The following is a 26,596-nucleotide window of genomic DNA, read 5'->3' on the forward strand; positions in this document are numbered from 1 at the left end:
TTTAGCCATTGACTGTAAAGGTTTCAATTTATCGTGTAAAGCGGCTATTAATTAGCCGTTGACGCTGGTATGTTTATTGTCATTAATCATTTGACGAGAAATAGATATGTTATCAAAGCATAATACTGGTTTGATTGTTATTGATATTCAAGGAAAGCTAGCACAAATAGTCAGTGATAGCAGCGGACTTCTCCGTAATACCACCGCGCTGATTCAAGGTGCTCAGCAGCTCGAATTACCAATCATTTGGTTAGAACAATTGCCTGATAAGCTTGGGGAAACATCACCCGAATTAGCTCAACTGCTTCATCCACTCCAACCAATACACAAACATACATTTAGTGGCTATGGGGAACCCGCGTTCATTGACGCTCTTGATGAGGCTAGTGTGGATCACTGGCTACTGTGCGGAATTGAATCTCATATTTGTGTTTATCAAACAGCCTTAGACTTAATCAAGCACCGCTTTCATGTTGAATTGGTCTCTGATTGTATTAGTTCTCGCCACCCAGATAACAAAACACTCGCTTTAAATAAACTACAGCGCTTAGGTGCTAAATTAACCAGTGTTGAAATGTGCTTATATGAGATGATCGTTGATGCCCACTCCGATGACTTCAAACCTATTTTACGCTACATTAAATAATCGCTTGTTAGCGATATAGATCACATGCATCGCAACAAAATACCCAGATAATCAGGAAAGTGGGGGCTTTTTACTCCACGTTGTTATTTTTAGACTATGGTTGATGTTTTACAGACGGTATTACATTAGCATGAGCGAGGGCTTTAGCATGATTACGTGCGACCAACATGACTATGTTGAGATTATTTGTATGTATAAATTCCGCGTCAAAATTGTTACCTTGACTCGGACAGTTCATCAAGGTACAGCCATTGACACTCTGCTAAATAAGCACCGTCAAGAATGTGTTTTAATTGAAACAACTAAAGGACATTTGGAAATCCCCCTTGATGGTATTAGGTATATTGATGTCTATATCAAACATGAGCCCGTAAAAACAATACACTTTAGATAAGTCAGCATTTAATATAACAAAAAAGCCTCATCACACCTTGGCTTCCGCGCCTATTACACTTGCCAATTATACGGATGCCGTTTATTCTTGCTGGCATCTATTGCGAGTCAAAATATAACTGTTACGTTGAAGGAAAAAACCGTGCATCAGCTTCCCGAATTAAATTTAAAAGATAAAGTCAGTGAACAAGAGTGGCAAACTCGGGTTGATTTAGCCGCTTGTTACCAACTGGTTAGCCACTTCGGTTGGGATGATTTAATTTACACACACCTTTCAGCGAGACTTCCCGGCACCGATCATTATTTGGTCAATGCCTTTGGACTGACATTTGATGAGGTTACCGCCTCCAATTTAGTGAAAGTTAATCTTGCTGGTGAAATCATCGATGATACTCCATTTACGATTAACCCAGCGGGCTTCACAATACATAGTGCAATACATCAGGTACGCGAAGACGCTCATTGTGTCATTCACTTACATACTAATGCGACCATTGCTGTGGCGACTCAAAAGAATGGGCTGTTACCTTATAGTCAATACTCTATGTTTTCACTTTCATCGCTTGGTTATCATGCTTATGAAGGTCTTGCCGTTAATGATGATGAACGAGTACGCTTACAACAAGACTTAGGTGATAAAAACCATTTATTATTAGTTAATCACGGTGGATTAACAGTTGGCCCGACAGTTGGTGATGCTTTTATGCGAATGTATGATCTACAACGTGCTTGTGAAATTCAGCTACTGATGCAGTCATCCGGTCAAGAAAATCAGTTGGTCCCCCAACCTATTCTTGACAATATTTTTGCCCAAGCAAATGTAGTCCATAGTGGTTCAACAGGTGGTCAAATAAGCTGGCCAGCAATGTTACGTAAGGCGTATCGCATTAATCCTAATTTTATAAATTAAAACAGTTTCTCAACCAGAGAAATATGGAGAGTTTTCGATGAAAGTTACATCGGTAGAAGTTTTTGATATCCACTGCCCTGATCGCCAAGGCTGGAATCCTGTATTTGTTCGTATTCACACCGATGAAGGCATCAGTGGTGTCGGTGAAGCGGGCCTTGCTTATGATTTAGGTCACAGTGCAGCGGCACATATGATTAAAGAGATGGCTGAGGCTTTTCTCATTGGCCATGACCCATTTCAAACAGAGATGTTGTGGGCACGCATGTTACGTGAAAGCTTTTGGGGCTTAGGCGGCGGTCCTGTTATCTATTCAGCAATGAGCGCAATCGACACTGCATTGTGGGATATTAAGGGCAAAGCCCTAAATGTACCTGTTTATCAATTGCTAGGCGGCAAAGTAAACAGTGAATTACGCACTTACGCATCACAGCTTCAGTTTGACTGGGATAGTGAGTTTAAAGCGCTTTCACAACCAGAACAATATGCAGAAGCTGCACACAAAGCAATAGCTGAGGGTTATGATGCGGTCAAAGTTGATCCTATCATGTACGATAAAGATGGTAATACCTACTATGAACGCACTAAGATTATTTCTCGCGCTGAAATGAAACTTTACCGTGCTCGGATGCAAGCCATTCGAGAAGCTGTTGGTGATGAAGTAGACATTATTTTTGAGTGTCATAGTTTGCCCGGTGCAACCACTGCAATTCAGCTTGGCGAAATCGCACAAGAGTTCGACTGTATGTATTATGAAGAGCCAGTGAATTACTTAAATCACTCTTTACATGCCAAAGTCGCTGATAAAGTCAGTGTCCCTATTGCTGGTGGCGAACGTTTATATAACCGATGGGCTGTGCGTCCATACTTTGAAGATCAGAGTGTCGATGTGTTACAACCAGATATTGGTTTATGCGGTGGTTTTACTGAAACAAAGAAAGTGTGTGATTATGCTGATATTTTCGATGTACGCATTCAAGCGCACGTTTGTGGTGGCCCGGTTGCAACCGCAGCCTCTTTACACTTAGAAACAGCTATTCCAAACTTTTTGATTCATGAGCATCATACCTATGCAATAAAATCGTGGAATCGTGAACTGTGTTTACAAGATCCACAACCGGTCAATGGAAAGTTCAAGGTCTCTGAAGAGCCGGGGTTAGGTATTGAGTTAAACGATGACATTGTTATGCGTTCACCGCGCTTAGTCATAAAATAACCATGGTTCCAATTAGCGTCGTCCTGAAAGTGTTTGGTTGTGGACGACGCTGCTATTAAAAGCGAGATTCCAGCTAACAACATGCCGGAACGACAAGAAATTTGTCGGCTTGAAACGCTTTATTCAGGATCTCGTTGTTGACATGACAACTGCTTCAATTGCACTGTAATTGGTATACCCTCGCCGCATTATCGTGTAACAGCCATTGCTGTTGTTGCTCAGTCAGCCCAAGCGATAAATATTGATGCCACAATTGATTGTATTGTTTACTAAACAAACACAGTGGAAAATTACTCGCTAACATCACCCTTTGTTCGCCAAAGAGTGTAATTAACGCTAAGACGACCTGCGATACATAGTCTGTATCATAGTGGCGATTAACCATTTCCCATCCTGACGCCTTAATAAACACATTAGAATATTGAGCTAAGGCGACCATACTCTGCTGCCATACTCGTTTATCCTCTTCTGGACAAAACCCGGCATGATTTAAAACAACCACTAAGTCATCAAGCTCAGCTAAATGGTTAACCAAGGCTTCAACTCCTGCACTATCAGTACCATTAAGTTGTGTTTCAAAAATAAATTGATATTGCGCTAAGTACGTTAAATTCTCCCTGACAGATTGCATTGATAATAGCTCATATGCCTGTTCATCTAAGATATGACGTCCACCAACGACTGACGAATAGCTCATGAGCTTATCGATAGCTTGTTTAAAGAGGTGCGGCGGCTGAGTAATATCAATTGCCGCAATACCTTTAAAGGGTAAAGTCGCATTTTGCGCTAACCATTCTATTTCACGCCAGGGTTGTTCGTTATCAAAACCAGCTTCAATATGAACAAAACCAGTAAGATTGAAGTCGTCTTTTAACGTTAATTCGGAGCAATCGAACGATCGGTTAATGAGTGCTTTATCTGACCAAAATGGAGGGTGTGATGGCTTTAACCAATCATAGTGGCCTTGAGTTAAGTCAAATAGATGTATATGTGGGTCAATAATGTCCATCAGCTAACCCGTTGTGTAGCCACCATCAATCACTTGCAAGCTGCCTGTGACAAATGCTGCATTATCACTTGCCAGGAAATAAGCATATTCAGCGACCTCATGGGGTTGGCCTAAGCGACCTAGCGGTTGTAATGCTGCTTCTTCCTGATGAATGATTGCTTTATCACTGCCAGACTTTGCACAATAGCTATCGATGGCATTGTGATAGAGAGGAGTCTCAATTGTACCCGGACATACCGCGTTAGCGCGAATATTATACTGGGCGTAGTCCAACGCTGTAGTCTTAGCCAACGATGCCAATGCATGTTTACTTAAGTTATAAGCAAACGAACCTGTTTTAGCCACGATGGCCTGATCTGAGGCAATGATCACTATGCTACCGCATTGTTGGCTTTTCATCGTCGGTAATGACGCTTTAATCGCCGCATAAGCGCCTTTAACATTAATGGCAAAGATCCGATCAAGTTCTTGCTCTGAGGTTTGCTCAATATTAGCTGACAAATGTACTCCGGCATTACAGATCAAACTATCAATACGCCCATGGATTTTTGCAATATCATGTATGGCGACCTCTACCTCTGCCACTTTACTAACATCACACTGAATAAAGTGTCCTTTATCCCCTGCAATCAGATCAAGGTTAAACACTTCATAGCCTTGGCTAATAAACTTATTGACGATAGCTAAACCGATGCCTTTGGAGCCACCAGTGACAATTGCAATTTTTTTCATTGTTACTCTAAATATTGATCAAATCATGTGAAGGTATGATGCCATGAACGGCGGTAAAATCAAAAATATACTCATTAATCTTTTGAGCATCTTAAACACAAGCTAGATTTAAATCCTGATTTATCGTTCGACTCCTTCAAGTTGCTTCTACAGAGGTTTTTCTCTTGATCCCACCACACAAAAAGATATATTGTATACAGATTATTTCGTACTACTTTTAAAATATCAGGAAGCTCCATGACCACTCAATCGATACTGACGCGATTACGTCAACAACACCTTAGTCCTCATGGTGAAAATCACGCGTTAGTCATTTTTAGCGATATTAATATTAATCATATTTCTGGATTCACTGGGCATGCAGCTACGGTATTACTGACAGGAACAACCAATTATCTATTAACTGATTATCGTTATTTTGAACAAGCTAAGGAACAAGCAACGCAATACAACGTTATTTGTCGCGACCGTGATCAGCAAAGCCTTGGGTCACTTTTGGAGCAATTATTGCGACAGGATAATTGCTCCACCTTAGCTTTTGAAGCAGAGCACATCAGTGTTGGGCAATGGCATAAGATCAGTGCTGATATCTCTTTATCGGCTGAAATGTATTCACCATTATGCGGTGCCATTGAAGAGCTACGCTACATAAAAAGTGCGCAACAAATCCAATCGATTGAACGCGCAGCGCATATTGCTGACACAGCGCTAGCGAATATACTCCCACTCGTTCAAGCGGGTATCACTGAGCGCGAACTATGTAATGAACTGGAATATCACATGGCCAAACTCGGCTCTGAGGGATTATCCTTTCCAACCATTTTATTATTTGGCGAGCGCAGTGCCCTACCCCATGGTATACCAAGCGATAGGCGGTTAACCGAAGGGGATTTTATCCTAATAGATTTCGGTGCTGTAGTTAATGGTTACCGCTCTGACATGACACGTACTTTTGTTTTTGGTAAAGCGACACAGCAGCAAAAACGCGTTTACCAACTAGTCAGTCAAGCGCAGCAACAAGCCCTTGATGCCGTCACCGAAGGCGTCACTGGCGATTATTTATATCAACAGTCCGCTTATGTGTTATCTAACAGTGAATATAAAGACTTTGCCGGAGAAGGTTTAGGCCATGGTATTGGGCTTGAATTACATGAACCTCCATTCATTGGGCCGGGCTGCCAATCAACTATTGAAAAAGGAGCTGTTATCACCATTGAACCAGGTATTTATATTCCTAACTGGGGCGGTGTACGTATTGAAGATGATGTAGTCCTTACTGATAAGGGCTTAAAAGTATTAACAAAAGCGCCAAAAACACTTATTGAGTTATAACTAACCACGCCCACCTAGCATTGATGGGCACGAAGCTACCTTATTCTAATCTGTCGGTACAGCAATTAGCGATCTCATTGCTGCTGACCTTGAGTACCAAAAGTCACAATCATAGTACACGTAGTAAACAAAGATCCCGGCTAACACACTGCCGGGATGACAGAAGGACCGCCGTACTGGCATTGTTTTATTCTCAAGCTCGTTGTTAGTCAAGCGCGAGATTCCGGCTAGAAACGTGCCGAAACAACAGAAGGCTTATTGTGTATGACCTTTTCTAAACTGTTTAATAGTGCGTTTTTGATTGGTGCGGCGATTAGCTTTTTTATCTTTCGGCGGCCGTTTGCTTTCACCTGACGCGGGCTTATCTGTTACTGGAAAGCCAGCCAAACTCAATAATGGCAGTTCACGTCCAGTTAATTGACGTATCGCTTTCAGCGCTTTGATTTCTCCGTGACACACTAACGAAATTGCACGGCCGCTAAGCTCTGCTCGCGCGGTTCGTCCAACACGATGCACATAAATAGGCGCATTTTCTGGCAAATCAACATTGATCACTAATGGTAATGCATCAATATGTATACCTCTTGCCAATACATCTGTTGCCACCAAGACTCTCACTGCTTTGTGTTTAAATTCATTTAAACTTTGTTCACGTTGATGCTGTTGTCGCTCACCATGCAATGCCGCAACACTGATCCCCGCTTTGGCAATTTTTTTGCTCAGGGAGTTAACATTATCGCGTGCACCAGCAAAAACTAACACTTGGCTTGCTTCATTATCTTTAATCAGAGCAATCAAGGCCTGCGCTTTACTACCTTTATTCACCAGATATAACTGCTCATTAATATTCCCCGCGACACTGTTTGCTATTTGCGCTTCCACCTTAAGCGGGTTTATTAATAAAGTCTTTGCCTCATCTTCTAAAGCCATCGGAAAAGTTGCAGAAAACAGCAATGATTGACGTTTCTTAGGTAGGTAGGTCAGTAATGTTTTTATTGCAGGGAGAAAGCCCATTTCAAGTAAGCGATCCGCTTCATCAAAAACTAACTGATTGACAGTACTTAAATCAAGTTCACCTTGATCTAATAAGTCTATCAGTCGTCCGGGTGTTGCAATAACAAGCTGTGGATGCTCCGATAGGGATGCGATTTGTTTTACTTGCGCTACACCGCCACACAACTTAACCACGTTGATCGCCAATGGTTTAGCAATCGCGTTTAATACCGCAGTGATTTGACTGGCCAGCTCTCGAGTAGGCACCACTATCAGCGCCTGAATAGCACTATTTTTAGGCTCTATTTTATCCAACACAGGCAGGCCATAAGCTAAAGTTTTACCTGTTCCGGTTTGCGCTAGCGCAATAACATCCTGACCTAATATGATCGGTGGAATTGCTTGCTGTTGAATAACTGTGGGGGTGACAAATTCCGTTGGTAATGCGTCAACAATTGACGTTGACAGTGGCAAAGAAGCAAATGAAGTCATGGTTGAGCACTCTTGATTATCACAGCGGCGCAGTCTAAACACCCTACCTTAATAAGTAAACAGTTAAGGCTCGATTTAGACAGTAATCACATCAGCGTTTTCGTTCTCTACATTATTTTTATGATGTTCGCTCAATTGTACTATCAAAAACTGTTCTTTCACTCATTACAGGCTATAATTCGCACCATAAAAAAAGTATCCATAATTAAAGTGTAGCAATAACATGAATCAGCCAATGATATTCGACCCTAAAGCGCCGCAAGCTCTGCCTGTAGCCGATGATGCTCGAGTCTTAACCCCTATTGACGTTGAGTCTAATCGCCTAGAATTACTTGCCCCAGCAAAAAATGCGGAATACGGTAAACAAGCGATTTTACATGGTGCTGACGCCGTTTATATCGGTGGTCCGGCCTTTGGTGCTCGCGCATCTGCGGGTAATAGCATTGAAGATATTAAAGAATTAGCGGAATTTGCGCATCAGTACCACGCGCAAGTCTTTGTTGCGTTAAATACCACGATGACCAACGATGAGCTTAAGCAAGCAGAAAAGCTCATTTGGCAAATTTATGAAGCTGGTGCAGACGCATTAATTATTCAAGATATGGGGGTATTACAGCTTGACCTACCACCCATTGCATTACATGCCAGCACTCAGATGGATAACCGTACGCCAGAAAAGACCGCTTTTTTAGAACAAGTAGGCTTCACTCAAGTAGTACTTGCTCGTGAATTAACCTTACCACAAATTCGCGATGTTGCTAAAAGCACTAAGATGCAATTAGAGTTTTTCATTCATGGCGCGTTGTGTGTGAGCTACAGCGGTTTATGTAATTTAAGCCATTCATACTCTGGACGTAGTGCTAATCGCGGTGAATGTTCTCAAATGTGTCGCCTGCCTTGTAATCTTAAGACCCGTCAAGGTGAAACTGTTGTAGAGAACGAGCATTTATTATCCCTCAAAGATAATAACCAAACGGATAACCTTGACGCCCTCATTAATGCTGGTGTTCGTTCATTTAAAATTGAAGGACGTCTCAAGGATTTAAGTTACGTTAAAAATGTTACAGCACACTATCGTCAACAGCTCGATGCTATCCTAGCGAAACGCCCTGATTTGGTTAGTGCGTCCCAAGGTCGCTGCGAGCATAACTTTACACCGGATCCAGAAAAAAGTTTCAATCGCGGTAGTACCGACTATTTTGTTAACGACCGTACCGATGGCGTCAGTGATTTCCGTACTCCGAAATATCTCGGTGAAGAAGTAGGAACAGTCAGTCGCATCGGCAAAGACTTTTTCGAAGTTAACTCACAACACACCTTTAACAATGGGGATGGCTTAGGTTACTTTACCTCAAACCATACAAAAGCCATTATGTCTGACCATAAAACTGTCGGTTTGCGTGTCAATCGCGCCGACGGTAACCGTCTCTATGTCACGCAAATACCAAAAAACCTAAAAGTGGGGATGGAATTATATCGTAACCACGATCAAGCTTTTGAAACGACTTTAGCGAAAGAGTCGTCGAAACGAGTACTCGATGTTGATATGAACATTACCCAAACTAGCAGCGGTTTTTCTTTAACGGTTAGTGATAAATTTGGTCACCAAGCAACTGTTACAATCGATGCTGAAAAGCAAGCTGCGCAAGATTCAGAGCGCTCATTAAAAACATTGAATAAGCAACTCGCTAAGCTCGGTAGTACCGACTATAAGCTAGACTCTTTAGTGACTAATGGTGTTGAGCAACTATTTTTACCTGCATCGGCTCTTAACGGATTGCGCCGAGACGCGATTGCGGCATTAGATATCGCCCGTATTGAAGGTTATCAACGCCCTAAACCGTGGCAACGTAATGATGATGCCGTTTACCCTAATAATAGTCTTAGTTTTCTTGATAATGTTGCCAATGACAAAGCTAAAGAGTTTTATCAGCAACACGGTGTGATCCATATTGAAGATGCTTATGAACACAATAAAGTGGTTGATGATGCCCCGCTGATGGTCACTCGTCATTGTCTTCGCTTTAACTTTAATCTATGTCCAAAAGAAGTTCCGGGGATTAAAGCCGATCCAATGTTGATTGAAATTGGCAGTGATACACTTAAATTAGTATTTGACTGTGTTAAGTGTGAAATGATGGTGGTCGGATCCAATAAACAAGTTAAGCCTAACGCGTCTTAGACTATCTTTTGTCATATTTTTCCATGTTGTGGCAAAACTGGGGCCCCGAATAAACCTCTTCGGGGTCGCTAACTAGAGGATCACCTGTTTCTCTAGTTAGCTTTTCTTCGAATCTGCGCTTTAAAGCAAAGTACTTAGACTGTCATCGCTCAATGATGCTACCTAAAGCATTATCGAGTTGTTGATACTTAAACTGATAACCCGCATTGATTAACTTTTCTGGAATAACTCGTTTTCCTGATAATAATAACTCTTCCCCCATTTGTCCCATAAGCAACTTAATCATAAACGCTGGCATGGTAAACCACGTTGGTCTATTGACAGCACGGCCCAAAGATTGAGTAAACTCTCGATTCGTCGCTGGCGTTGGCGCAGTCGCATTAACCGCCCCTTCAATTTCCTGATGCTCGATAAGGCATCTAATGATGCCGACCATATCGTCAATATGCACCCAAGGCATCCATTGCGCTCCGTGGCCAATAACACCACCCAGGCCTAACTTAAACGGCAACAACATTTTAGCTAGCGCTCCTTGCTGTCCTAATACGATACCCGTTCTCAACAAGCAGGTACGAATAGATAACGCTTTCGCTTGTAAAGCTGTCTGCTCCCACTGCTGGCATAATTGGCTGGCGAAGCTGTCATCACCAGCACATTGTTCATTGATCGGGTTACTCTCAACCCCTAGTCCATAAACACCTACCGCCGAGCCACTAATAAAAGTTAAAGGCTTATGCTCTAATGTTGAAAAAAAATCGATGAGTTGTTGTGTGGTGTTAATCCGACTCGCAACTATTTTATCGCGTTGGGCTCTACTCCAGCGCTTGTTAGCGATGGGTTCACCAGCAAGGTTGATCACCGCGTCAAAACGCTCTAACGCAGATAGCTGTGATAACGAATGAATTTCGATTAAACCCAAATCTTCAAGGCTGACAAATGCTGTTGAAACAGGTGCAGTACGTGTTAGCACAACAACACGGTGATTATCTTTCATCAGTGAACTAATTAACGCACTACCAATAAACCCCGTTCCACCAGTTATCAAAAGATTCATACTAACCTCGACTATTATTTATCGGTGATTTGCTATTGGCTGTTACTTATTGAGTATAGAGTAACATGTTGAGGCAAGGCGCTATCATTGTTAATTGGCTGCTTGTAATGTTTTCTTCACCTTGCGCATTGCCATGCCTTTCTTTAATGGTGAGAGGTAGTCGATAAACAGCTGACCTGCTAAATGATCAATCTCATGCTGTAATACAATCGCTAAAAAGTCATCACTTTCGATAACTTGTTCTTGGCCTTCACGATCAAGCCCAGTCACCGTCACCTTGGTAAAACGTTCAACATTAGCATAATAACCCGGTACTGATAGACAACCTTCTTGCCCTTTCGCTCTATTTTCTCCCGCGACAACTTTAGGATTAATTAGGATCAAAGGGTCATCACGGTTGTCAGAAATATCAATAATAATCACCGCCTGATCACTGCCCACCTGTGTGGCCGCTAAGCCAATACCATCATCAGTGCTGTACATCGTCTCTAGCATGTCATCAATCAACGATTGTACGATGCTGACATCGGTCACACGCTTTGCTTTCACTTTTAGTTTTTCATTGGGTGCTGTTAATATTTCTAAAACGGCCATTTTCTTTCTCAACATCATAAAAAGCTAATTGTAACAGTAACTATTGATTTATCGAGAGAATTATTAATTAGTTGATGATTATTAATCTTTGATTAGATAATAAAAAATTGCGCATTAAATAATGCGCAATTTTTATCGGGGCTTAGATAGATGTCAGCTTAGCTGCGTTTACGTCGGCCAAAGCCTAAGCCAACAAGACCTAAACCAATCAGTGCTAACACACCAGGCTCTGGAATCGCAATTAACTCTGCTTTTACTGCTATTTGTGTTGTTCCTGGCACTTCCTCAGGAGTGAAACAGTCGAGTGTTGCTCCATTATCATTACATACCACAGGGTCTACAGGATCTACCCAAATGCGAATTTTAGCGTGAGTACCATTGACATAAACAGGGATCACAGCAGAAATATCATTGACCGTATAAATATCATCACACACTAAACCACTTGGACTGCCATCTGCACAAGGAGATGAATTGATCGTCTCTTTAAAGTGAATATTGTTAAATGCAGTATCTGCAATCACAGTGTTAATCTTGAGTTGGTTAATAATGCCCACATCCCATTCTAGTGCGCGCGGAATAACGTTATTCACTTGCGTAAATAACTGTAAAGTCACTGGTGTATTGATGATATCGGTATCAAGCATTAAGCCAGAAAAATTTTCGACTTTCAGTGAGCTAAATGCACTAGGTGTTGGGGTTAAACTTCGATCCCAATCAAAGAAAGTATACGTATCGTGCCCAGCAATGGTATTGCCTGCTGTTGTATTGCCAAAAATAGGGTTACTGTCTACGCCTAAAAATGTATCAGGCCCTACAACTACATCACTTTTCAAAAAACCTGAGTCAAAATCCAGTGTAATCATTTCCCCTGCTAGTGTATTAACAGAGAACATTGAAGCGGCAAGCATACCGCTTGCGATGCTTAACTTTTTAATCAAATTAGTTTTCATAACACAATCCTTACGTTTGATCTATATGCAAGCCTAGTGCAACCTAAACCTTGGCCTAGTTACAAATAGAAACTAGAGCCACTCATTAGCATTGGTAAAAAGTTTCTATTCTATCTTGTTGTGACAGTGATTTGCCTACCACAATAACAAACCCCTACACTGTATAAGCACAAAGCAAGCCATAAAATCAATAACAATAAATATCAATCATTTAGAGTTATTGGGATGCTATATAATTATCTCTCTAATTCATTTTGTAAAATAACCTGACAACAATTCAAACCAGATGACTCCCCCTTCTACGACGGCAAGATTAAACTTGTCTTTTTAAGCTACCAGCCTATAATCAACTGTATATAAATACAGTAAAAGATGTTTAGTATGGTTATTACACCGATATTGATAGAGGCGGGCATCACAGGATTTGAGTCTCCCGCGGCAGAATACACTCAACTAAGTTTAAGTTTAGATCAATTGCTTATTGAGCACCCTCAGGCAACATTTTTAGGTCTTGCTAATGGTGACTCGATGAACCAGGTCGGCATTTATGATGGTGATATCCTCATTGTTGATCGCGCGCTGACACCACGGCATATGGATGTAGTAGTGACAACATACAATGGTAATTTCAGTTGTAAGTTATTTGATCAACACCGTCGCTTATTACTCTCAGCTTCAGAGCAATACCCACCTATTGCCATTGAGCGACTCGATAGTTTTTTGATCGAAGGAGTGGTTTCACGTTCTATTCGTTGTCATCGTACGAGTCAATTTAGCCATGTATGCACTCGTTGATGCGAACTCATTTTATGCCAGCTGTGAAGCTGTTTTTGACCCGAGTATTCGTGACAAGCCTATTGTCGTATTAACCAATAATGATGGTTGTATCTGCGCATTAAATAAACGAGCAAAAGCCTTAGGGATCCCTAAATTCGCTGCTTATTTTAAAGTTAAGCACTTATGTCAACGCCATAATGTCATCGTGAGAAGTTCAAATTACGAGCTCTATGCTGACTTATCCAGTAAAATGATGCAGATACTAGCTCGTTATGCTTGCGAACAACACATTTACAGTATCGATGAAAGTTTTTTACAATTTAAAGGCTATCAAAACGCAATTGGTGATTTCACCCACCATGGCCGGAAAATACGTCGCGCCATCTATCGTGAAACTCGCCTGCCCGTCTCTGTGGGAATTGCTTCAACTCCAACACTTGCCAAACTCGCGAACCATGCAGCGAAGACGCTGCCTCAGTTTCGCGGTGTTTGCGCTTTAGAAAGTCATCGACAAGTGCAGGATGTACTCAAGCAAGTCGCGATAGAAGATGTTTGGGGGATCGGAAGAAAACTCAGTAAGCGTTTGCGTCATCAGCGGATTAATAGTGCATTAGATTTAGCCAATATGCCGATTAAACTCGCGCAGCATAGTTTTAATATTGAGGTAGAGCGAACCATAAGAGAGTTAAATGGTGAGCCTTGTATTCATTGGGATAAAATACGCCAGCCTAAGCAACAAATATATTCGACTCGAAGCTTTGGTCAACGTATTTCCGATATTCATCATTTAGGCGAAGCCTTAAGCCAACATGCCGCAACTGTCGCCAGAAAGTTACGCCAACAACACAGCTTAGCAAGCCGAGTGATGCTCTTTGCCGCAAGTTCCCCTTATGACAAACATCCAGTCCATCAAAAGGTGCTACACCAAATGACCGTACCCACAAATGATACCAGTGTGTTATTACAGGTGGTCAAACATGCACTGCCTAAGCTGTTCTGCCCTGGTGTGCCTTTTTATAAGGTAGGGGTTGGCTGCCTTGAACTTATCGACGAGCAATATAACCAAGGGGATTTATTTCAACCAAGTAAGGATAACCCTGCGCTAATGCAGTGTATAGATACGATTAATCAGCGCTTTGGTCGGGATACGGTAAAGCATGTTGCCCAAGGCTTCCAACAACCGTGGACAATGAAGCGTCAATATTTGTCACCGAGCTACACCTCGCGCTGGACTGACTTACCACAGATAAAGTGTCATTGATATCATGACGTTGTTATTAATGCACTAGATCACTTTTCACTGGTTTAGCAGCAAAAAATCCAGTTAGCGAATATTATGTGCCGTTGCTATATTCGCTAAATCAGCTGCGGTACTCGCTTTAAGCTTACTCTTCACTTGCGTATTGTAATTACAAATGGTTTTATAACTCAGGCTCAGCTCACTTGCAATGTCATGGGCAGTTAAGCCTTTAGAGAGAAGACAAAACACATCAAACTCGCGGGGAGAAAGTGAGCTAAGGTTGTGTGTTGACTGCTGCTCATCTGCGCCAGCCATCCCTTCTTGTTCAGGTAATAAACCTTGCTCAATATAACGCTTACCACTGGCAATTTCAGCTACCGCAGTTGCTAAAACCTCAGCGGCACTATTTTTACTAACATACCCTCTTGCTCCCGCCTCGAGCGCACGTTCCACATAAATAGACTCATCATGAATGCTATAAACCAATACTAAAACGTCGGGGTCGTATTTGCACAATCGACGTATCGCTTCGAGACCGCCAATACCTGGCATTGATAAATCCATCACTACCACATCGGGTTCAAAGCGCTGATATTCTTGAGTGGCAAGTTCACCGCGCTCAATATCAACAATATCACCAATAAAGGGCTGCGAGGCCAGCAACATTCTAAAACCAGCCCGAACAACCGTGTGATCATCAATCAATAATACTTTTATTTTATCGTTATTCATTATTATCTTCCCAGTACGGTAATTTTACGACAACATTAACGCCATTGTTTGGCAAAGACTCTAGTTTAAACTGGCCACCCAAATTCTCAGCTCGTTCGCGCATTCCTAACAGACCAAAGCCAGAGGGGGTTAACTGGCCACCTTGTCCATTATCCGACACCGTAAGCCATACTTTATTGCCACGCTTTACCACTAAAATAGCCACCTCAGTGGCATTAGCATGACGGATCACATTAGTCAGACATTCTTGCACGATTCGATACACATGAATCGTCACTTCATGACTCAATGACTCCAATGCCTCATCGTAGTTTAAGTTAAACTCCAACTCTGGCACGCGTCGCTGCCACTCCCTAACCAGCTCAGATAAGGTTGCCCCCAAGCCAAGTTCAGTTAAGCTCAGTGGGTGTAGCGTACGCATCATCGAACGCACAACCACCGCTAAGTGGTTACAAATATCAACAATCGCTCTGCTGACCGCCTTAACATCAGCATCGGGTTGCTGACAAGTCACCGCCATCGCTTTTATTGCCGTTAACGATTGTCCCATCTCATCATGCAATTCACGAGACATCGTTTGTCGCTCTGTTTCTTGAATCTGCATGGTGTGGCGCGCCAAGGCTTGGTTACTTTGTTGTGCGGTCTTAAGCGCAACAGACATGCCATTAACTTCTTTGGCGATATCATCAAACTCACTAATTTTAAATTGCGGTAACACATAGTCAAAATTACCTGATTCAACTTGACGCAAACCGGATAAAATCTCCTTAACAGCTTTAAGCATAGAGTTGAACACTAGATTAACAGTGCAAAAGATAATTGAGAGCATTAACACAATCGACCAAAAAAACGCCTTAGTTTCTCCCCATGCCTCACTAATTTCATCCATTGGATTAGCGGTTATCGCAATAGTTTTAGTCGATCCATCAGCGACTTGAATTTGATGATTATGAGTGAAAAAATCAGCCATCACCGCCCTAGTAAACCATTGTGGTGCACTTTCTTCGTCGTCATCAAGCGCCGCAGACACCCTCTCGTGTAGTGCTCGATTATGATCTTCAATGGATATATGCAAATGCCGAACGGGTTTCATAGTGGCAACTTTATCTAACCACACATCATTTTCATCGCTTGAAGTCGACTGTTGAGCAAAACCAAAATCAATCATCTGCACGGCTAAATTAATCGAAGAGCGCACTTCTTGCTCAACGGAAGCTCTAGCCTGCCAAATAGCAATGATCGCGCTAAAGATTAAAATCAAAATAACCGATGCTAAAATCCGCAAATTAATGATGGCACGTATACTCAATTTAAATCCTCACAATAGGCGTGTTGGATAACCGCAAAGAATAATCACCATTGATTATGTAATCAGTAGAAAGAAGGAAGCGGCACATTACAACGCACAGGTGATTTGTATATAAGGTTATAACGATAAAGAATTGCGATTAGTGAGTACTTCACCTAATATTGCGCTTAATTGATTAAAAGCACGACTTAGCAGCAAACAACATAACACAAGAGTCATCAAAGCAAGACCAACAACACATTTCTAAACAGCAACTTAAAACATCTATTTGACTAATAAGCGTTATCAAAGAACCATTCTATAAAAGCCAATATGCCCACCATATACACCATAAGTTTTAGAAACCTCATACCTTCGAATGAGACCTTAAGAAGACATGCCTTTCAAAAGCTAAATAACACCATAAAATCGCACATTTCATCCTTTGGTAGGATGTACATTAACCGTTGATAGATAAGTTAAATTTTAATTTTAATCCTTTATTAATTTATCTTAAAAAAACGTTCAAAAAGGAATTTTTCCTATAGCGAAATTTCAAGCCGTGCGATTAATATTTAATCCAACCAAGGCACAGTGAGTTGAAAAGCGGAACGTAATATGACAGCCATTATCAAAAGCAGCATAAACAGCAGCGATTTAGCAAAAGATAAATTATTACTGCTACTCGATGACATTATTGCACACGATGGTTTCGGTGAGATTCGTGTTGAAGTCAACATTCTTAAGCGCAAACAAAAAGAAGTCATTCTTCACTGTGGTAAACAATATCGGTTTGTGGTCGACGCACCATAACCCATATAAGCCAAGAGCAACAACTATAAAAATGATAAATAAGAAACAGAGTGTAATGCGGGTTTACATCTGACTAAATAATAAAAAAAGTGATGACCAATAGTCTGTATGCGGCAGATGAGGCACTCCTCAAACAATGTGAGATAACAACATGAATATTCGTCAACTAAAAACAGCGATTGCTAAATTCAAAAATGCAGATGTATCAATTATTAAAGACGACGCCATGCGCGCTAAAGCCAAAAAGCTGCAAGCAAAACAAAAAGGTTTCACCTTACTTGAGCTATTAGTGGTCATCACTTTATTAGCAACACTATCAACCGCTGCACTGGTTGCTTACGATGGTGCCGGTGAAAATGCCCGAGATGCATCAGCCGCTGCCGCTGTGAATACCTTAGAAGGTACCTTACGTAACTACCGTTCAATCGTTGGTGAATACCCAGAACAGTTTGATAATTTAACGAATGCTGATGGCCTATTATTAGATGGCGATGGAAACCATGTGGGTGCGATGCAGTTAATGTCTGATGAAACTAAAAAATTCTTTGGCCAATTAACTATTGCAGCAGCTCAAGCTGATGCTCCGACAGGTGTAAATAAAGCAATTTTTGCTTCATTAAGAGAAGCAGGCCTTGAAGAGCTGCAATCGGTTCAAAGTAAGACAACTTGGAATGATGACTATATTCCTAATCTAGCGATGAATGAGAGCTATGGCGAAGTCTCCCTAAATCCTGGTTCAGAAATTGAATTTACTGACGGTGGAGGCGTAACTTTTGCGGAAAAAACCATGTCAATAAATACTTTCTCTAATATAGCTCTCTCTATTGTGCCATCAGGAGGCAATGGTACTAACGGTTGCATAATAGAGGGTGGGTCAAGCTTAGCAGCAGCTTTTGATAGCACTGTAACAATAGTTGAAAACAAAGCATTAAATCTGATTAGTGATGGCCTTAGTTCAGAAGGTTGTGATTTAGTGGTTGCAGTAGGTATCGGTAAAGAAGTCCCTGGCGCAACACTCGGTGAAGCGGTTGAAATCGGTCAGGTACCGACCGTTGGTACCAATGACGTTAATCCTAAAACTCACTACGCTCGTGCTATCGCCTTATTCCAAGTTGCATCGGATAATCGAGATGAAGATGCTGATGGAGGGTTAGGAAAAATTGAAGAAGATGAAGTGCTAGAAAAAGCACGTTTAATCGCTGTAGTTGATCCGGAAGGCCGTACTATTGACCAAATCACTGCTGAAGCAACAGCTGAATCAGATGATGACTAATTTCAATAGCTCTCGCGGGCTATTAAATAATCGGTGTTGTAAGTACCGATGAATGATAGTTAAACGGCTCTATCATTCAACTTCGCGGGATAAGTGCGATTGCTCTATCCCGCACCTTTTTTCACTATAAACGACAAAATAAGTAAAGGCTTTTAGCTAAAAGCACAACATTAATACCTGCTTTAACGATAAATGAAGCCAGCAACAGGATGGAATCAGATACCACAGAATAATTAAATAAAACTATAAAAAATTCACTATAAAAACAAGTAAATGAGGTGTTTATTGTTTTTTCCAACACGCAATATCAAACAGCATAGCGTCAGCCAGCATAACGGTCGCTATCGTCATACCTGCTATATCCATAGTCGTCATTTGGGCTTTACCTTAATCGAGTTATTAACGGTGATCACCTTATTGGCTATCACAGCAACCGTCGCACTCACCAGCTATAACGGCACACAAGAGCAAGGACGTTACGATATGACCAAGTTTGAGATGACCCAACTGCGTGAAGCCTTACTTCAATTTCGTCAAGACAGTGGTAGCAATGACTTTCCTCGTCAAGGCGCCTACGACTGTACCGATGTAGCTAACGACAATCCCAGTGATATCAACCCTAACATCGATGGTCAATTACCCGTAGCAGCAGGCAACACTGATAGCGAAAAAATTGCATGGTGCCAACACCCTGCCAATTTATGGATGCTCTTTGCCGATCCACTCGGCGCAGGCTGGAATATGGATACCAAACGTGGCTGGAACGGGCCATACCTACAACGTAAAGACGGTTATTTAACCCTCACCTCAAACACCGTTAACCTTATTGATATCAGCAACCCGCTTTGGTCAGTTGCCGACCCTTATACTAATAACAGTACCGATTCAGGCATTGAGTGGTCACTTGACAGCGGCAGTGATTTTATCAATAGCAGCGCTTCACCTTACCTGTTCAGGGTTGATTTAAATAATCCCGTTGGTAACTACCAAGCCAGAATCATTGCCGCAGGCAGTGATGGCCTATTTGAAGATAACGACGCTGATGAGTGTCACGCACAGGCAATGGACCACGTATTATGCCTACTCAATTAACCTTTACGCAGCAGCGCGGCTTTACCTTATTAGAAATCATCTTAGTGCTGTTTCTGTTAGCTCTCATGGCCTCATCAACACTGTTTTTAACTGAAAACATTGAAGACCAAGCCAAATACGATGTCACTAAACAACGCCTAACGATGATCCGCAGCGCCATCATCGGTGACAGCAGCAGGCTGGTCAATGGTCGCTCTCAAATCAGTGGCTTTGTCGCCGATATGGGCCGTCTGCCCCAGTGCTTGCGCGAACTACTCAGCCCAATGGATTGTGATAATAATGAGTTAAACCTATGGCGACAGGATGCACAGTCGTATGTATGGGCTGGCTGGCGCGGCCCATACTTAGCAGGTAGTTCAGAACTCACCGGAAAATTTCATTTTCGGGATGGTTACGGTAATAGTGGCGATACCACCGACGAATTTGGCGAAGACTGGCAAAACTCTGGTTGGGACTTTTCAATAGACTCAGGCAGCTTAAGCGTGGGGAGTCGCGGTTTTAATGGCCTTGATAACGATGATGTACCTAAACCAAGCGCAGCTCAAGAGCTAGTAACCCCCTTTGATTACCAACTGCCGTTTGGCTCAGATTGGCAAGACGTTGCAGTAAAGTTTCATTCAGAATCCACCAGCGGCACTTTCATACCCGCCAATAGCCTGCGCCTGAAATTAAACAGCCCAACGGATGGCGCAATTCCCGATTATAACGACAGTGACTTTGATACCGCTGATAAACGAGACGGCTCGACGGTGTTTAGCCGTAGCTTTCCTGAGAGTGATATATTCACTCCTTCATTAAATGGACGTTTTTCTGTAGCGTCAGGTGATGAATTAAAATTCTCGGCTAATGCAACGGTGGAATTAGATAAAGTCAGCATTACAATCGACTCATCAACCACAGTTACTTTTACCGATAGTGACGGCAATGCAGGTGACCTTTCGCTAAACAATAGCTGTTCCCCCACTTGCGTTTTAACACTGTCTGAAGAAGCTACACCCGGAACAATCACCTCAGTTACGTTCAGTGCTAATGGAACAGTATCAATTTCTCCTGACCATATAGCCCCAATAAACGCGCCTAACTTCGCCAAACCCATTATCACCGTCCCGTTAGATACAGAATTAATGAATAACACCTTAAGTTTACCTTCAGGTGCAATCATTACCCTGCAAGATAGCAACTCAACGATGGTTGACAGGAATGTCATTTTATCCGGCGCGACTATCACCGTATCACAGTCCTTTACTCGCACCAGCGACAACACCATCACATTAGACACATCAAACGAAGAAATTACCCTACCAAGCAACACACCAGCAGCGGTAGGTAACACCTTAACTATCCCTGCAGCATCTGTTTTCCCGCTCGGTGAAAAAGCCTTCACCGTAGTGTGTGAAACAGGCACTGAAAAGGGGCAATTATTTAACGGCGATTGTGACGATAACACAGCCAATAATATCAGCCGCCCACACAGTATCAGCTTAGTACCCAGAACGACTCTGCCTATCAATGGCGCAGCAATAGAGTGGACGATTCAATAATGCTTAAACCCTTATTTAAATTTGCAAAATCCAAGTCAATTTTAGTCTGTGAAACAGATGGTTTTCTGTTACGCGCAGCAGTTTATGTCCGTGCTGGCAACGAGTTAGCCGTGTTACAAACGGCCGAGTCACAACAAGCTGACATGGCCGAAGCTGTCGCCGATGTGGTAACTAGCCTAAAAAACGATGGCTGGCAAGGCGGTGACGCTGTATTGCTATCGCCTACCGTGCTATCAACTATGCTCGAACTGCAGGTTAATCCTAAGAAGCCACGGCCACTGGCGCAAATGAATGAACTGATCCGCTGGGAAGCCGAACCGTTGTTAGTGCAGCACACCACGCAATGCTCAGTGGGCAACTTGCTGATTGCTCGCGGTTATATGACTCAAGAGCAAGCGGATGCGGTGATGGACTTGCAACAAGGGCGTGTCAATCCAGCGGGCGGCCTTGAACTCACCGATAAGTTCTCATTACGCCGTTTTGGCGATTTGGCCGAAGAGCTAGGGTTTATTAAGCGCAGTCAGCTTAATGCCTGTTTAGCCGGACAAGAATGGCTCAAATCTGATGACGACTTAATCGAGTGTGGTTGGTCGCCGCAAGGTGAAGTCAGTGACATTCCCGGCACGTATTACTGGCAAGTCAGTGCGGTGACTAAATCATTATTACAACGTTGGACCACGGTCTTCCAAATGCAGGGCATCACATTACAAGCGATGTACCCACTGGCAGGCGCAAGTGCCAGCTTATTGAGTGACTCTGTCCAAGAGCAAGTCTTAATTGAATCACATCCGGGAATGTCATCTACCACCCGTATAGAAAACAATCATATCGTTGAACAACATCTGTATTTGGACGCATCAAAAAGCCCAACAGAGCGCTGCTTAGAAGCATTTCATACCCAAAATGTCGCAAGTGACGCCAAAATCTATTTATCCAATTGGTCGCATAACGAACATAATACCCACGATGACTTAGCCAGTGCATTAGACCGTGAGATTATCGATGTTCAAAGCAACTCAATCACCGACAAATCGAGTCCAGGGATGATCGGTGCTGGCCTGCATTATTTAGGCATGGGTAAAAACCAATGGGTCAGTCAGGTTCGTTTAGGCGGACCACTGCCTGCTCTATTACACCGACCCACTGTTCGTGGCGGCTTATTACTCAGTGCCATCGCGCTGCTTATTCTAATTGCAGAGTCAGTGTTATTAGTGCGCAGCAACTTAGTTGAGTCACATAAAGCACAAGTTGACGAACGCTGGCAAAGCATGAGTGCGGTGATGAAGCGCATTAATGGCGACATCAGGCAAGTGAGTGAACGTAAAAAACAACTCAAAGATAAAGAAGTTTTAAAGGAGCGTGAGCAGCAACGTTTCACCTTCTTTGGTGAAGAGCTTCCAGAGCGGGCTGCTTTGGTACAGTCTATTTTAGGCATTCTGCAAGAATCGATTAATGATGACATCATTGTTAACTCCATCGATGAAGTCGATAGACGCTCTGTTTATGGTTCGAATAAACAAAGTCGCAACAAAGATCAGCGTATCGCGATTGAAAACTTTAACCTGCAAGCTTGGGCGTTATCAGAAACCGCTGCGCAACAGTTTATTCAAAAACTAGAGCAGTCTGCCCAGCCTTGGGGTCTTGAAATATTAAACAGTAATGTTGTGGCTCGCCCAGGGCCACTGAATTTACAAGGGTTTTCGGTGACACTACGCATCGTTAAATTAGTGGACCCTGCGTCCTTACCAACGAGGAGCTAGACACTATGAGTAAACTAGCACAATTAAAGCAAAGCGAACAAATACTTATCGCGATCACCTTAATCGTCGTTATTATCGGTGGCTATAGTCTGCTGCGTTTTATTCCTGCTTATCAAGATATAAGCTCACTTGAACGCAATGCGAAAAAAACTGAGCGTAAACTATTAAAAGCGCGTATTCCCGCCGCACCCGATCAGGATGCCCAGCAATTGCTCTCTCAATTAGACGATCAAGAACTGGCAATGGCGGTCATTAGTGAGATGGCCACCAGCGTACAACAACGGTTAGCACCACAAGACTCACAGGAGCTTAAGGTATTGGTGTCGCAACTAGCCCGCGACCTTAAAGTGCGGATCACCACCAATGAACGCATTGAAGGCAAGCCTGCTGCACAAAAACAAGTCGCGCAAAAAAGACGTAAAAATAAAAGATCGCCAGCTAACGAAGAGAACAAGGAAATCGTCCTACCCGCTTCATACGGTTGGCTCGAACGCATGGCTCCTAACACCTTGTATTACCGTCCATTACAACGTGTTGAACTGGCGGGACAATACCGCAGTATTCGCGCCTTTATCCAAGAACTCGATAATCTACCATGGCAAGTCACCGTAGTCAGAATGAAAATAGAAAAGCAACCAATCACACCATTACGTGGTTATGCCCAAGCCTTAAAGGCTGAACTTGTGTTGGCATTGTAGGGGGAAGAATGGCGTTGACTGACGAAAAACTACTGGAAGCGGCTCTTTATTACGGGCTGATTGAAGCCAGTGTGATAGATAACCTTAGGACAACAGCACGCAGACAGCGCAGCTCAGTGATTGAGCTGGTGCTGGCTCACTATCGATTATCCATCACCATTTTTTATCGCGCGGTGGCGGAAAAAAATAACTTACCTTATTTAGAAGCCGATAGCTTTACTATTGAGCAAGATCTGGTCAAGCAATTACCCGTAAGTTTACTCAAACGCAAATCCATAGTCCCAGTGACACACAACAGCAACACAATGCTGGTTGTTTCAGACCCCTATGAACGCGTTTCAATCGATTCAATTCAGCGCTTAATTGGTCAACCCTTACCGCTAGCAATGACTGATATTAAACACCTTAATTTGCTAATAAAAAGACAACTAAACCGACACGGCGCGCTAGAGGATACCTCAACGAAAGCCATTGATGTTGATTTGGTGGCGCTGCTTGATGAAATCATCAAGGAGGCCTTCTTAAACAAAGCATCTGATATTCACTTTTCCACCGAAGAGCACGGCTTGCGCGTTCGATTACGCATTGATGGAAAGTTACGAGACTACCCTGTTGATGCCGATGAAACGGTCGCAGCAGGCTTAATATCTCGAATCAAAGTGTTAGCTAATTTAGACATTGCCGAACAGCGCCAACCGCAAGATGGCGGCTATAGCCATAAGCTCGCTGCGCCTATCAGTTGTGAATTTAATGTTCGTGTTGCTACCGCACCAACCCGTTTAGGTGAACGCATAACCCTAAGATTACTAGGTCAGCAAACAGGCGGCATCACCCTAGCTGATTTAGGTATGTTGGAAGATGATCTTAAGCGCTTTCAACAACAAATTAACAAGCCTTATGGCATGGTATTACTGACAGGCCCTACTGGTAGCGGCAAATCCACCACCTTATGCGCCGCATTGCAGGAAATTAATCAATCGGATATCAATATCATGACCGTTGAAAACCCGATTGAATACGTCATACCCGGCGTGTCACAACTGCAAACAGGGCTAAAGATTAGTTTCGCCGATGCCCTGCGCTCGCTATTACGCCACGACCCTGATGTACTCATGGTCGGTGAAATCCGTGATCATGAGACCGCTGATGTCTCGGTTAAAGCAGCAATGACTGGGCATTTAGTTTTTTCGACCCTGCATACTAACAATGCCGTCAGCGCAGTCACGCGATTGATCGATATAGGCTGTGAGCCGTTTTTAATTGGCTCAACTATGGCCGCGGTCATAGCCCAGCGATTAGTCAGAAGGCTATGTGATAGCTGTAAACAACCACGAGTGGCCACCGCTGATGAGCTAAGTCAACTTGATTGTGATGACCAGCAATTACAAATTTTTGAGCCCGTAGGCTGTGCCAGCTGTCAAGGCACTGGGTTTAAAGGCCGTTTAGGCCTATTTGAAACTTTATGGTTTGATGAAAGCTTAGCGCGTTTAGTCTCGCAAGGGTGCAGCGAAGAAGCGCTCGAACAGGCCGCAGGCGAAAACTTAAAGTTCATGTGGCAAGATGGCTGTCAAAAAGTGTTGTTAGGCATCACAACGCTCAGTGAAGTTCGTAGTGTCGCCCTTGTTAAAACACATCAATCGATAGAGGTGTGTTAGTTATGCCTACTTTTTCATACACTGTATTAACCGCAACTGGCGGTGAACTCAAAGGCAAACAGCAAGCACCCAATATTAATGCCGCGATGGAAGCACTGCGTGAGCAACGCTTACGAGTATTAGAAATAAAACCGGCGCGTATGCAAGGCGGATTTGGCGGTCAAGAAAACTTTAGTGATTGGCTGGCCTCGCAGCGTTCGGTATCCCCTGCTGAGCTTATCTTCTTTTTTCGCCAAATGGCATTTATGTTACGTGCAGGCTTAGCGGTATCAGAGTCACTCACCTTAACCAATGAACAAATCGGCAGTGCACGCTTACGCTTAGCCACCAAATTAATGCTCAAAGATATCGAGTCGGGGCACTCATTTTCCACCGCCATGCAAAAGCACCCTGACGTGTTCCCTGATATTTCAATCAACTTGGTGATTGCGGGTGAGAATATTGGTGATTTAGACACCATTATGGAACGATTGGCACTCCATTTAGAGAAAAAAGCCGCACTGCGCGCGCAAATGACCAATGCGATGATTTACCCAGTGATTGTGATCATCGCCGCCATCGGTGTCGCCGCATTTATGATGATTAAAATCATCCCCAAATTTGCTGACTTTTTATTAGGCCAAGGTAAAACGTTGCCGCCATCAACGCAAACCTTAATCGATATGTCCAATTACACCCAACAGCATGGTCTGTGGATACTTGGCGTAGCCGCTGTGTTTATTGTGTTATTGCTGCTGGTTTATCAAATCAAACAAGGCCGCTTGCTGATTGACTACCTATCGCTGCGCATACCCGTGATTGGCCCGATGATCACCACAGCGTCCATGGGACAAGTAACGTGGGCGTTATCAACGTTATTGGGTAGTGGTGTCAGTGTCTATCAATCATTAAAACTCACCGGAGATTTACTCCCTAATCGGGTCTTTTCAAACAAAATGCACGACGCTGCTGAACGGGTGCTAACGGGTAAAGATCTCGCCACTAGCTTACAGCATCCACGCATCCCATTATTGGTGACAAGGATGATAACCGTTGGTGAGCGCACCGGTAGCCTCGATAAAGTATTAAAAGAAATGGGCAGTTATTACGCAAACTTGCTTGATATTGCCATTAAGCGCATGACTGCGTTAATTGAGCCCGCCATGATCTTATTGATTGGGGTGATGGTTGGTTTTGTTTATTACGCGTTTTTCCAAGCGCTATTTTCATTAGTAGGTGGTTAAC

At 42.9% G+C, this 26,596-nt stretch carries 24 protein-coding genes; 16 read left to right on the top strand and 8 right to left on the bottom strand.

Annotated elements, in window-relative coordinates; all coding sequences use genetic code 11:
* Positions 1–106 precede the first annotated feature (106 nt).
* The 4 genes from Q8W26_RS11445 (at position 107) to Q8W26_RS11460 (ending at position 3,162) form a co-directional block, all read left to right on the top strand.
* Positions 107–646: a hydrolase gene (locus Q8W26_RS11445; RefSeq protein WP_101212483.1), complete on the top strand. Its 540-nt coding sequence runs from the start codon at positions 107–109 to the stop codon at positions 644–646.
* 148 nt (positions 647–794) lie between these two features.
* Positions 795–1,040: a Rho-binding antiterminator gene (locus Q8W26_RS11450; protein ID WP_305473411.1), complete on the top strand. Its 246-nt coding sequence runs from the start codon at positions 795–797 to the stop codon at positions 1,038–1,040.
* A gap of 141 nt (positions 1,041–1,181) precedes the next feature.
* Positions 1,182–1,949: a class II aldolase/adducin family protein gene (locus tag Q8W26_RS11455; protein ID WP_101212479.1), complete on the top strand. Its 768-nt coding sequence runs from the start codon at positions 1,182–1,184 to the stop codon at positions 1,947–1,949.
* 37 nt (positions 1,950–1,986) lie between these two features.
* Positions 1,987–3,162 carry a mandelate racemase/muconate lactonizing enzyme family protein gene (locus tag Q8W26_RS11460; protein WP_101212478.1) on the top strand — a complete coding sequence of 392 codons (1,176 nt, stop codon included), beginning with the start codon at positions 1,987–1,989 and terminating at the stop codon, positions 3,160–3,162.
* 154 nt (positions 3,163–3,316) lie between these two features.
* On the opposite strand, the gene Q8W26_RS11465 is transcribed toward Q8W26_RS11460, so the two are convergent.
* Both Q8W26_RS11465 and Q8W26_RS11470 read right to left on the bottom strand, forming a co-directional pair.
* Positions 3,317–4,171, bottom strand: coding sequence for an amidohydrolase (locus Q8W26_RS11465; RefSeq protein WP_101212476.1), 855 nt, complete (start codon positions 4,169–4,171; stop codon positions 3,317–3,319).
* Between the two features lie 3 nt (positions 4,172–4,174).
* On the bottom strand, positions 4,175–4,903 hold the full coding sequence (locus tag Q8W26_RS11470; protein ID WP_101212474.1) for an SDR family NAD(P)-dependent oxidoreductase: 729 nt from the start codon (positions 4,901–4,903) through the stop codon (positions 4,175–4,177).
* 237 nt (positions 4,904–5,140) lie between these two features.
* Between Q8W26_RS11470 and Q8W26_RS11475 the strand changes: the two genes are divergently transcribed.
* Positions 5,141–6,235, top strand: coding sequence for an aminopeptidase P family protein (locus Q8W26_RS11475; protein WP_101212472.1), 1,095 nt, complete (start codon positions 5,141–5,143; stop codon positions 6,233–6,235).
* A gap of 255 nt (positions 6,236–6,490) precedes the next feature.
* Here Q8W26_RS11475 and Q8W26_RS11480 read toward each other — a convergent pair whose 3' ends face one another.
* Entirely contained in the window at positions 6,491–7,720 is a 1,230-nt protein-coding gene (locus Q8W26_RS11480; RefSeq protein ID WP_101212471.1) for a DEAD/DEAH box helicase, read from the bottom strand.
* A 223-nt stretch (positions 7,721–7,943) separates the two neighbouring features.
* Here Q8W26_RS11480 and Q8W26_RS11485 point away from each other — a divergent pair, with 223 nt between their 5' ends.
* Complete coding sequence (locus Q8W26_RS11485) at positions 7,944–9,902, top strand: U32 family peptidase (protein ID WP_305473416.1); 1,959 nt, start codon at positions 7,944–7,946, stop codon at positions 9,900–9,902.
* Positions 9,903–10,044: 142 nt separating this feature from the next.
* On the opposite strand, the gene Q8W26_RS11490 is transcribed toward Q8W26_RS11485, so the two are convergent.
* From Q8W26_RS11490 to Q8W26_RS11500, 3 genes are all read right to left on the bottom strand, one after another.
* Entirely contained in the window at positions 10,045–10,956 is a 912-nt protein-coding gene (locus tag Q8W26_RS11490; RefSeq protein ID WP_101212469.1) for a TIGR01777 family oxidoreductase, read from the bottom strand.
* A gap of 90 nt (positions 10,957–11,046) precedes the next feature.
* Positions 11,047–11,550, bottom strand: a complete 504-nt coding sequence (def, locus tag Q8W26_RS11495; protein WP_101212467.1) for a peptide deformylase — start codon at positions 11,548–11,550, stop codon at positions 11,047–11,049.
* Positions 11,551–11,708: 158 nt separating this feature from the next.
* Complete coding sequence (locus tag Q8W26_RS11500) at positions 11,709–12,503, bottom strand: PEP-CTERM sorting domain-containing protein (protein WP_101212465.1); 795 nt, start codon at positions 12,501–12,503, stop codon at positions 11,709–11,711.
* A 381-nt stretch (positions 12,504–12,884) separates the two neighbouring features.
* On the opposite strand from Q8W26_RS11500, the gene Q8W26_RS11505 reads away from it, so the two are divergent.
* Together Q8W26_RS11505 and Q8W26_RS11510 are read left to right on the top strand one after the other, a co-directional pair.
* Positions 12,885–13,298, top strand: a complete 414-nt coding sequence (locus Q8W26_RS11505; protein ID WP_101212463.1) for a LexA family transcriptional regulator — start codon at positions 12,885–12,887, stop codon at positions 13,296–13,298.
* Entirely contained in the window at positions 13,282–14,541 is a 1,260-nt protein-coding gene (locus Q8W26_RS11510) for a Y-family DNA polymerase (protein WP_101212461.1), read from the top strand. Before Q8W26_RS11505 ends, Q8W26_RS11510 begins: the two co-directional genes overlap by 17 nt.
* A gap of 63 nt (positions 14,542–14,604) precedes the next feature.
* On the opposite strand, the gene Q8W26_RS11515 is transcribed toward Q8W26_RS11510, so the two are convergent.
* Positions 14,605–15,252 carry a response regulator transcription factor gene (locus Q8W26_RS11515; protein WP_101212459.1) on the bottom strand — a complete coding sequence of 216 codons (648 nt, stop codon included), beginning with the start codon at positions 15,250–15,252 and terminating at the stop codon, positions 14,605–14,607.
* On the bottom strand, positions 15,245–16,561 hold the full coding sequence (locus Q8W26_RS11520; protein WP_101212458.1) for a sensor histidine kinase: 1,317 nt from the start codon (positions 16,559–16,561) through the stop codon (positions 15,245–15,247). The genes Q8W26_RS11515 and Q8W26_RS11520 overlap by 8 nt, the downstream gene beginning before the upstream one ends.
* A gap of 597 nt (positions 16,562–17,158) precedes the next feature.
* Here Q8W26_RS11520 and Q8W26_RS11525 point away from each other — a divergent pair.
* From Q8W26_RS11525 to Q8W26_RS11560, 8 genes are all read left to right on the top strand, one after another.
* A complete protein-coding gene (locus tag Q8W26_RS11525; protein ID WP_101212456.1) occupies positions 17,159–17,353 on the top strand; it encodes a hypothetical protein in 195 nt (64 codons plus the stop codon).
* A 151-nt stretch (positions 17,354–17,504) separates the two neighbouring features.
* A complete protein-coding gene (locus tag Q8W26_RS11530; RefSeq protein WP_101212454.1) occupies positions 17,505–18,626 on the top strand; it encodes a type II secretion system protein in 1,122 nt (373 codons plus the stop codon).
* 285 nt (positions 18,627–18,911) lie between these two features.
* Positions 18,912–19,718 carry a type II secretion system protein gene (locus Q8W26_RS11535; RefSeq protein WP_305473421.1) on the top strand — a complete coding sequence of 269 codons (807 nt, stop codon included), beginning with the start codon at positions 18,912–18,914 and terminating at the stop codon, positions 19,716–19,718.
* Entirely contained in the window at positions 19,703–21,259 is a 1,557-nt protein-coding gene (locus Q8W26_RS11540; RefSeq protein ID WP_101212450.1) for a type II secretion system protein, read from the top strand. The genes Q8W26_RS11535 and Q8W26_RS11540 overlap by 16 nt, the downstream gene beginning before the upstream one ends.
* Positions 21,259–23,019, top strand: a complete 1,761-nt coding sequence (locus Q8W26_RS11545) for a hypothetical protein (protein ID WP_101212446.1) — start codon at positions 21,259–21,261, stop codon at positions 23,017–23,019. Before Q8W26_RS11540 ends, Q8W26_RS11545 begins: the two co-directional genes overlap by 1 nt.
* Before the next feature lie 5 nt (positions 23,020–23,024).
* Complete coding sequence (locus tag Q8W26_RS11550) at positions 23,025–23,717, top strand: hypothetical protein (RefSeq protein ID WP_101212444.1); 693 nt, start codon at positions 23,025–23,027, stop codon at positions 23,715–23,717.
* 8 nt (positions 23,718–23,725) lie between these two features.
* Entirely contained in the window at positions 23,726–25,372 is a 1,647-nt protein-coding gene (locus tag Q8W26_RS11555; RefSeq protein WP_101212442.1) for a GspE/PulE family protein, read from the top strand.
* Positions 25,373–25,374: 2 nt separating this feature from the next.
* Positions 25,375–26,595: a type II secretion system F family protein gene (locus Q8W26_RS11560; RefSeq protein WP_101212440.1), complete on the top strand. Its 1,221-nt coding sequence runs from the start codon at positions 25,375–25,377 to the stop codon at positions 26,593–26,595.
* The last annotated feature ends 1 nt before the right edge of the window (position 26,596 follow it).

Origin of the sequence: Psychrobium sp. 1_MG-2023 (assembly GCF_030689115.1) — a bacterium.
Classification (GTDB): domain Bacteria; phylum Pseudomonadota; class Gammaproteobacteria; order Enterobacterales; family Psychrobiaceae; genus Psychrobium.

Bases quoted from the DNA above. Each gene is read 5' to 3' on its own strand.
- Q8W26_RS11540 (WP_101212450.1), top strand. From the start codon at position 19,703: ATGCCTACTCAATTAACCTTTACGCAGCAGCGCGGCTTTACCTTATTA.
- def (WP_101212467.1), bottom strand. From the start codon at position 11,550: ATGGCCGTTTTAGAAATATTAACAGCACCCAATGAAAAACTAAAAGTG.
- Q8W26_RS11550 (WP_101212444.1), top strand. From the start codon at position 23,025: ATGAGTAAACTAGCACAATTAAAGCAAAGCGAACAAATACTTATCGCG.
- Q8W26_RS11460 (WP_101212478.1), top strand. From the start codon at position 1,987: ATGAAAGTTACATCGGTAGAAGTTTTTGATATCCACTGCCCTGATCGC.
- Q8W26_RS11555 (WP_101212442.1), top strand. From the start codon at position 23,726: ATGGCGTTGACTGACGAAAAACTACTGGAAGCGGCTCTTTATTACGGG.
- Q8W26_RS11510 (WP_101212461.1), top strand. From the start codon at position 13,282: ATGTATGCACTCGTTGATGCGAACTCATTTTATGCCAGCTGTGAAGCT.
- Q8W26_RS11490 (WP_101212469.1), bottom strand. From the start codon at position 10,956: ATGAATCTTTTGATAACTGGTGGAACGGGGTTTATTGGTAGTGCGTTA.
- Q8W26_RS11450 (WP_305473411.1), top strand. From the start codon at position 795: ATGATTACGTGCGACCAACATGACTATGTTGAGATTATTTGTATGTAT.
- Q8W26_RS11545 (WP_101212446.1), top strand. From the start codon at position 21,259: ATGCTTAAACCCTTATTTAAATTTGCAAAATCCAAGTCAATTTTAGTC.
- Q8W26_RS11515 (WP_101212459.1), bottom strand. From the start codon at position 15,252: ATGAATAACGATAAAATAAAAGTATTATTGATTGATGATCACACGGTT.
- Q8W26_RS11485 (WP_305473416.1), top strand. From the start codon at position 7,944: ATGAATCAGCCAATGATATTCGACCCTAAAGCGCCGCAAGCTCTGCCT.
- Q8W26_RS11480 (WP_101212471.1), bottom strand. From the start codon at position 7,720: ATGACTTCATTTGCTTCTTTGCCACTGTCAACGTCAATTGTTGACGCA.
- Q8W26_RS11445 (WP_101212483.1), top strand. From the start codon at position 107: ATGTTATCAAAGCATAATACTGGTTTGATTGTTATTGATATTCAAGGA.
- Q8W26_RS11475 (WP_101212472.1), top strand. From the start codon at position 5,141: ATGACCACTCAATCGATACTGACGCGATTACGTCAACAACACCTTAGT.
- Q8W26_RS11525 (WP_101212456.1), top strand. From the start codon at position 17,159: ATGACAGCCATTATCAAAAGCAGCATAAACAGCAGCGATTTAGCAAAA.
- Q8W26_RS11470 (WP_101212474.1), bottom strand. From the start codon at position 4,903: ATGAAAAAAATTGCAATTGTCACTGGTGGCTCCAAAGGCATCGGTTTA.
- Q8W26_RS11465 (WP_101212476.1), bottom strand. From the start codon at position 4,171: ATGGACATTATTGACCCACATATACATCTATTTGACTTAACTCAAGGC.
- Q8W26_RS11500 (WP_101212465.1), bottom strand. From the start codon at position 12,503: ATGAAAACTAATTTGATTAAAAAGTTAAGCATCGCAAGCGGTATGCTT.
- Q8W26_RS11560 (WP_101212440.1), top strand. From the start codon at position 25,375: ATGCCTACTTTTTCATACACTGTATTAACCGCAACTGGCGGTGAACTC.
- Q8W26_RS11505 (WP_101212463.1), top strand. From the start codon at position 12,885: ATGGTTATTACACCGATATTGATAGAGGCGGGCATCACAGGATTTGAG.
- Q8W26_RS11530 (WP_101212454.1), top strand. From the start codon at position 17,505: ATGAATATTCGTCAACTAAAAACAGCGATTGCTAAATTCAAAAATGCA.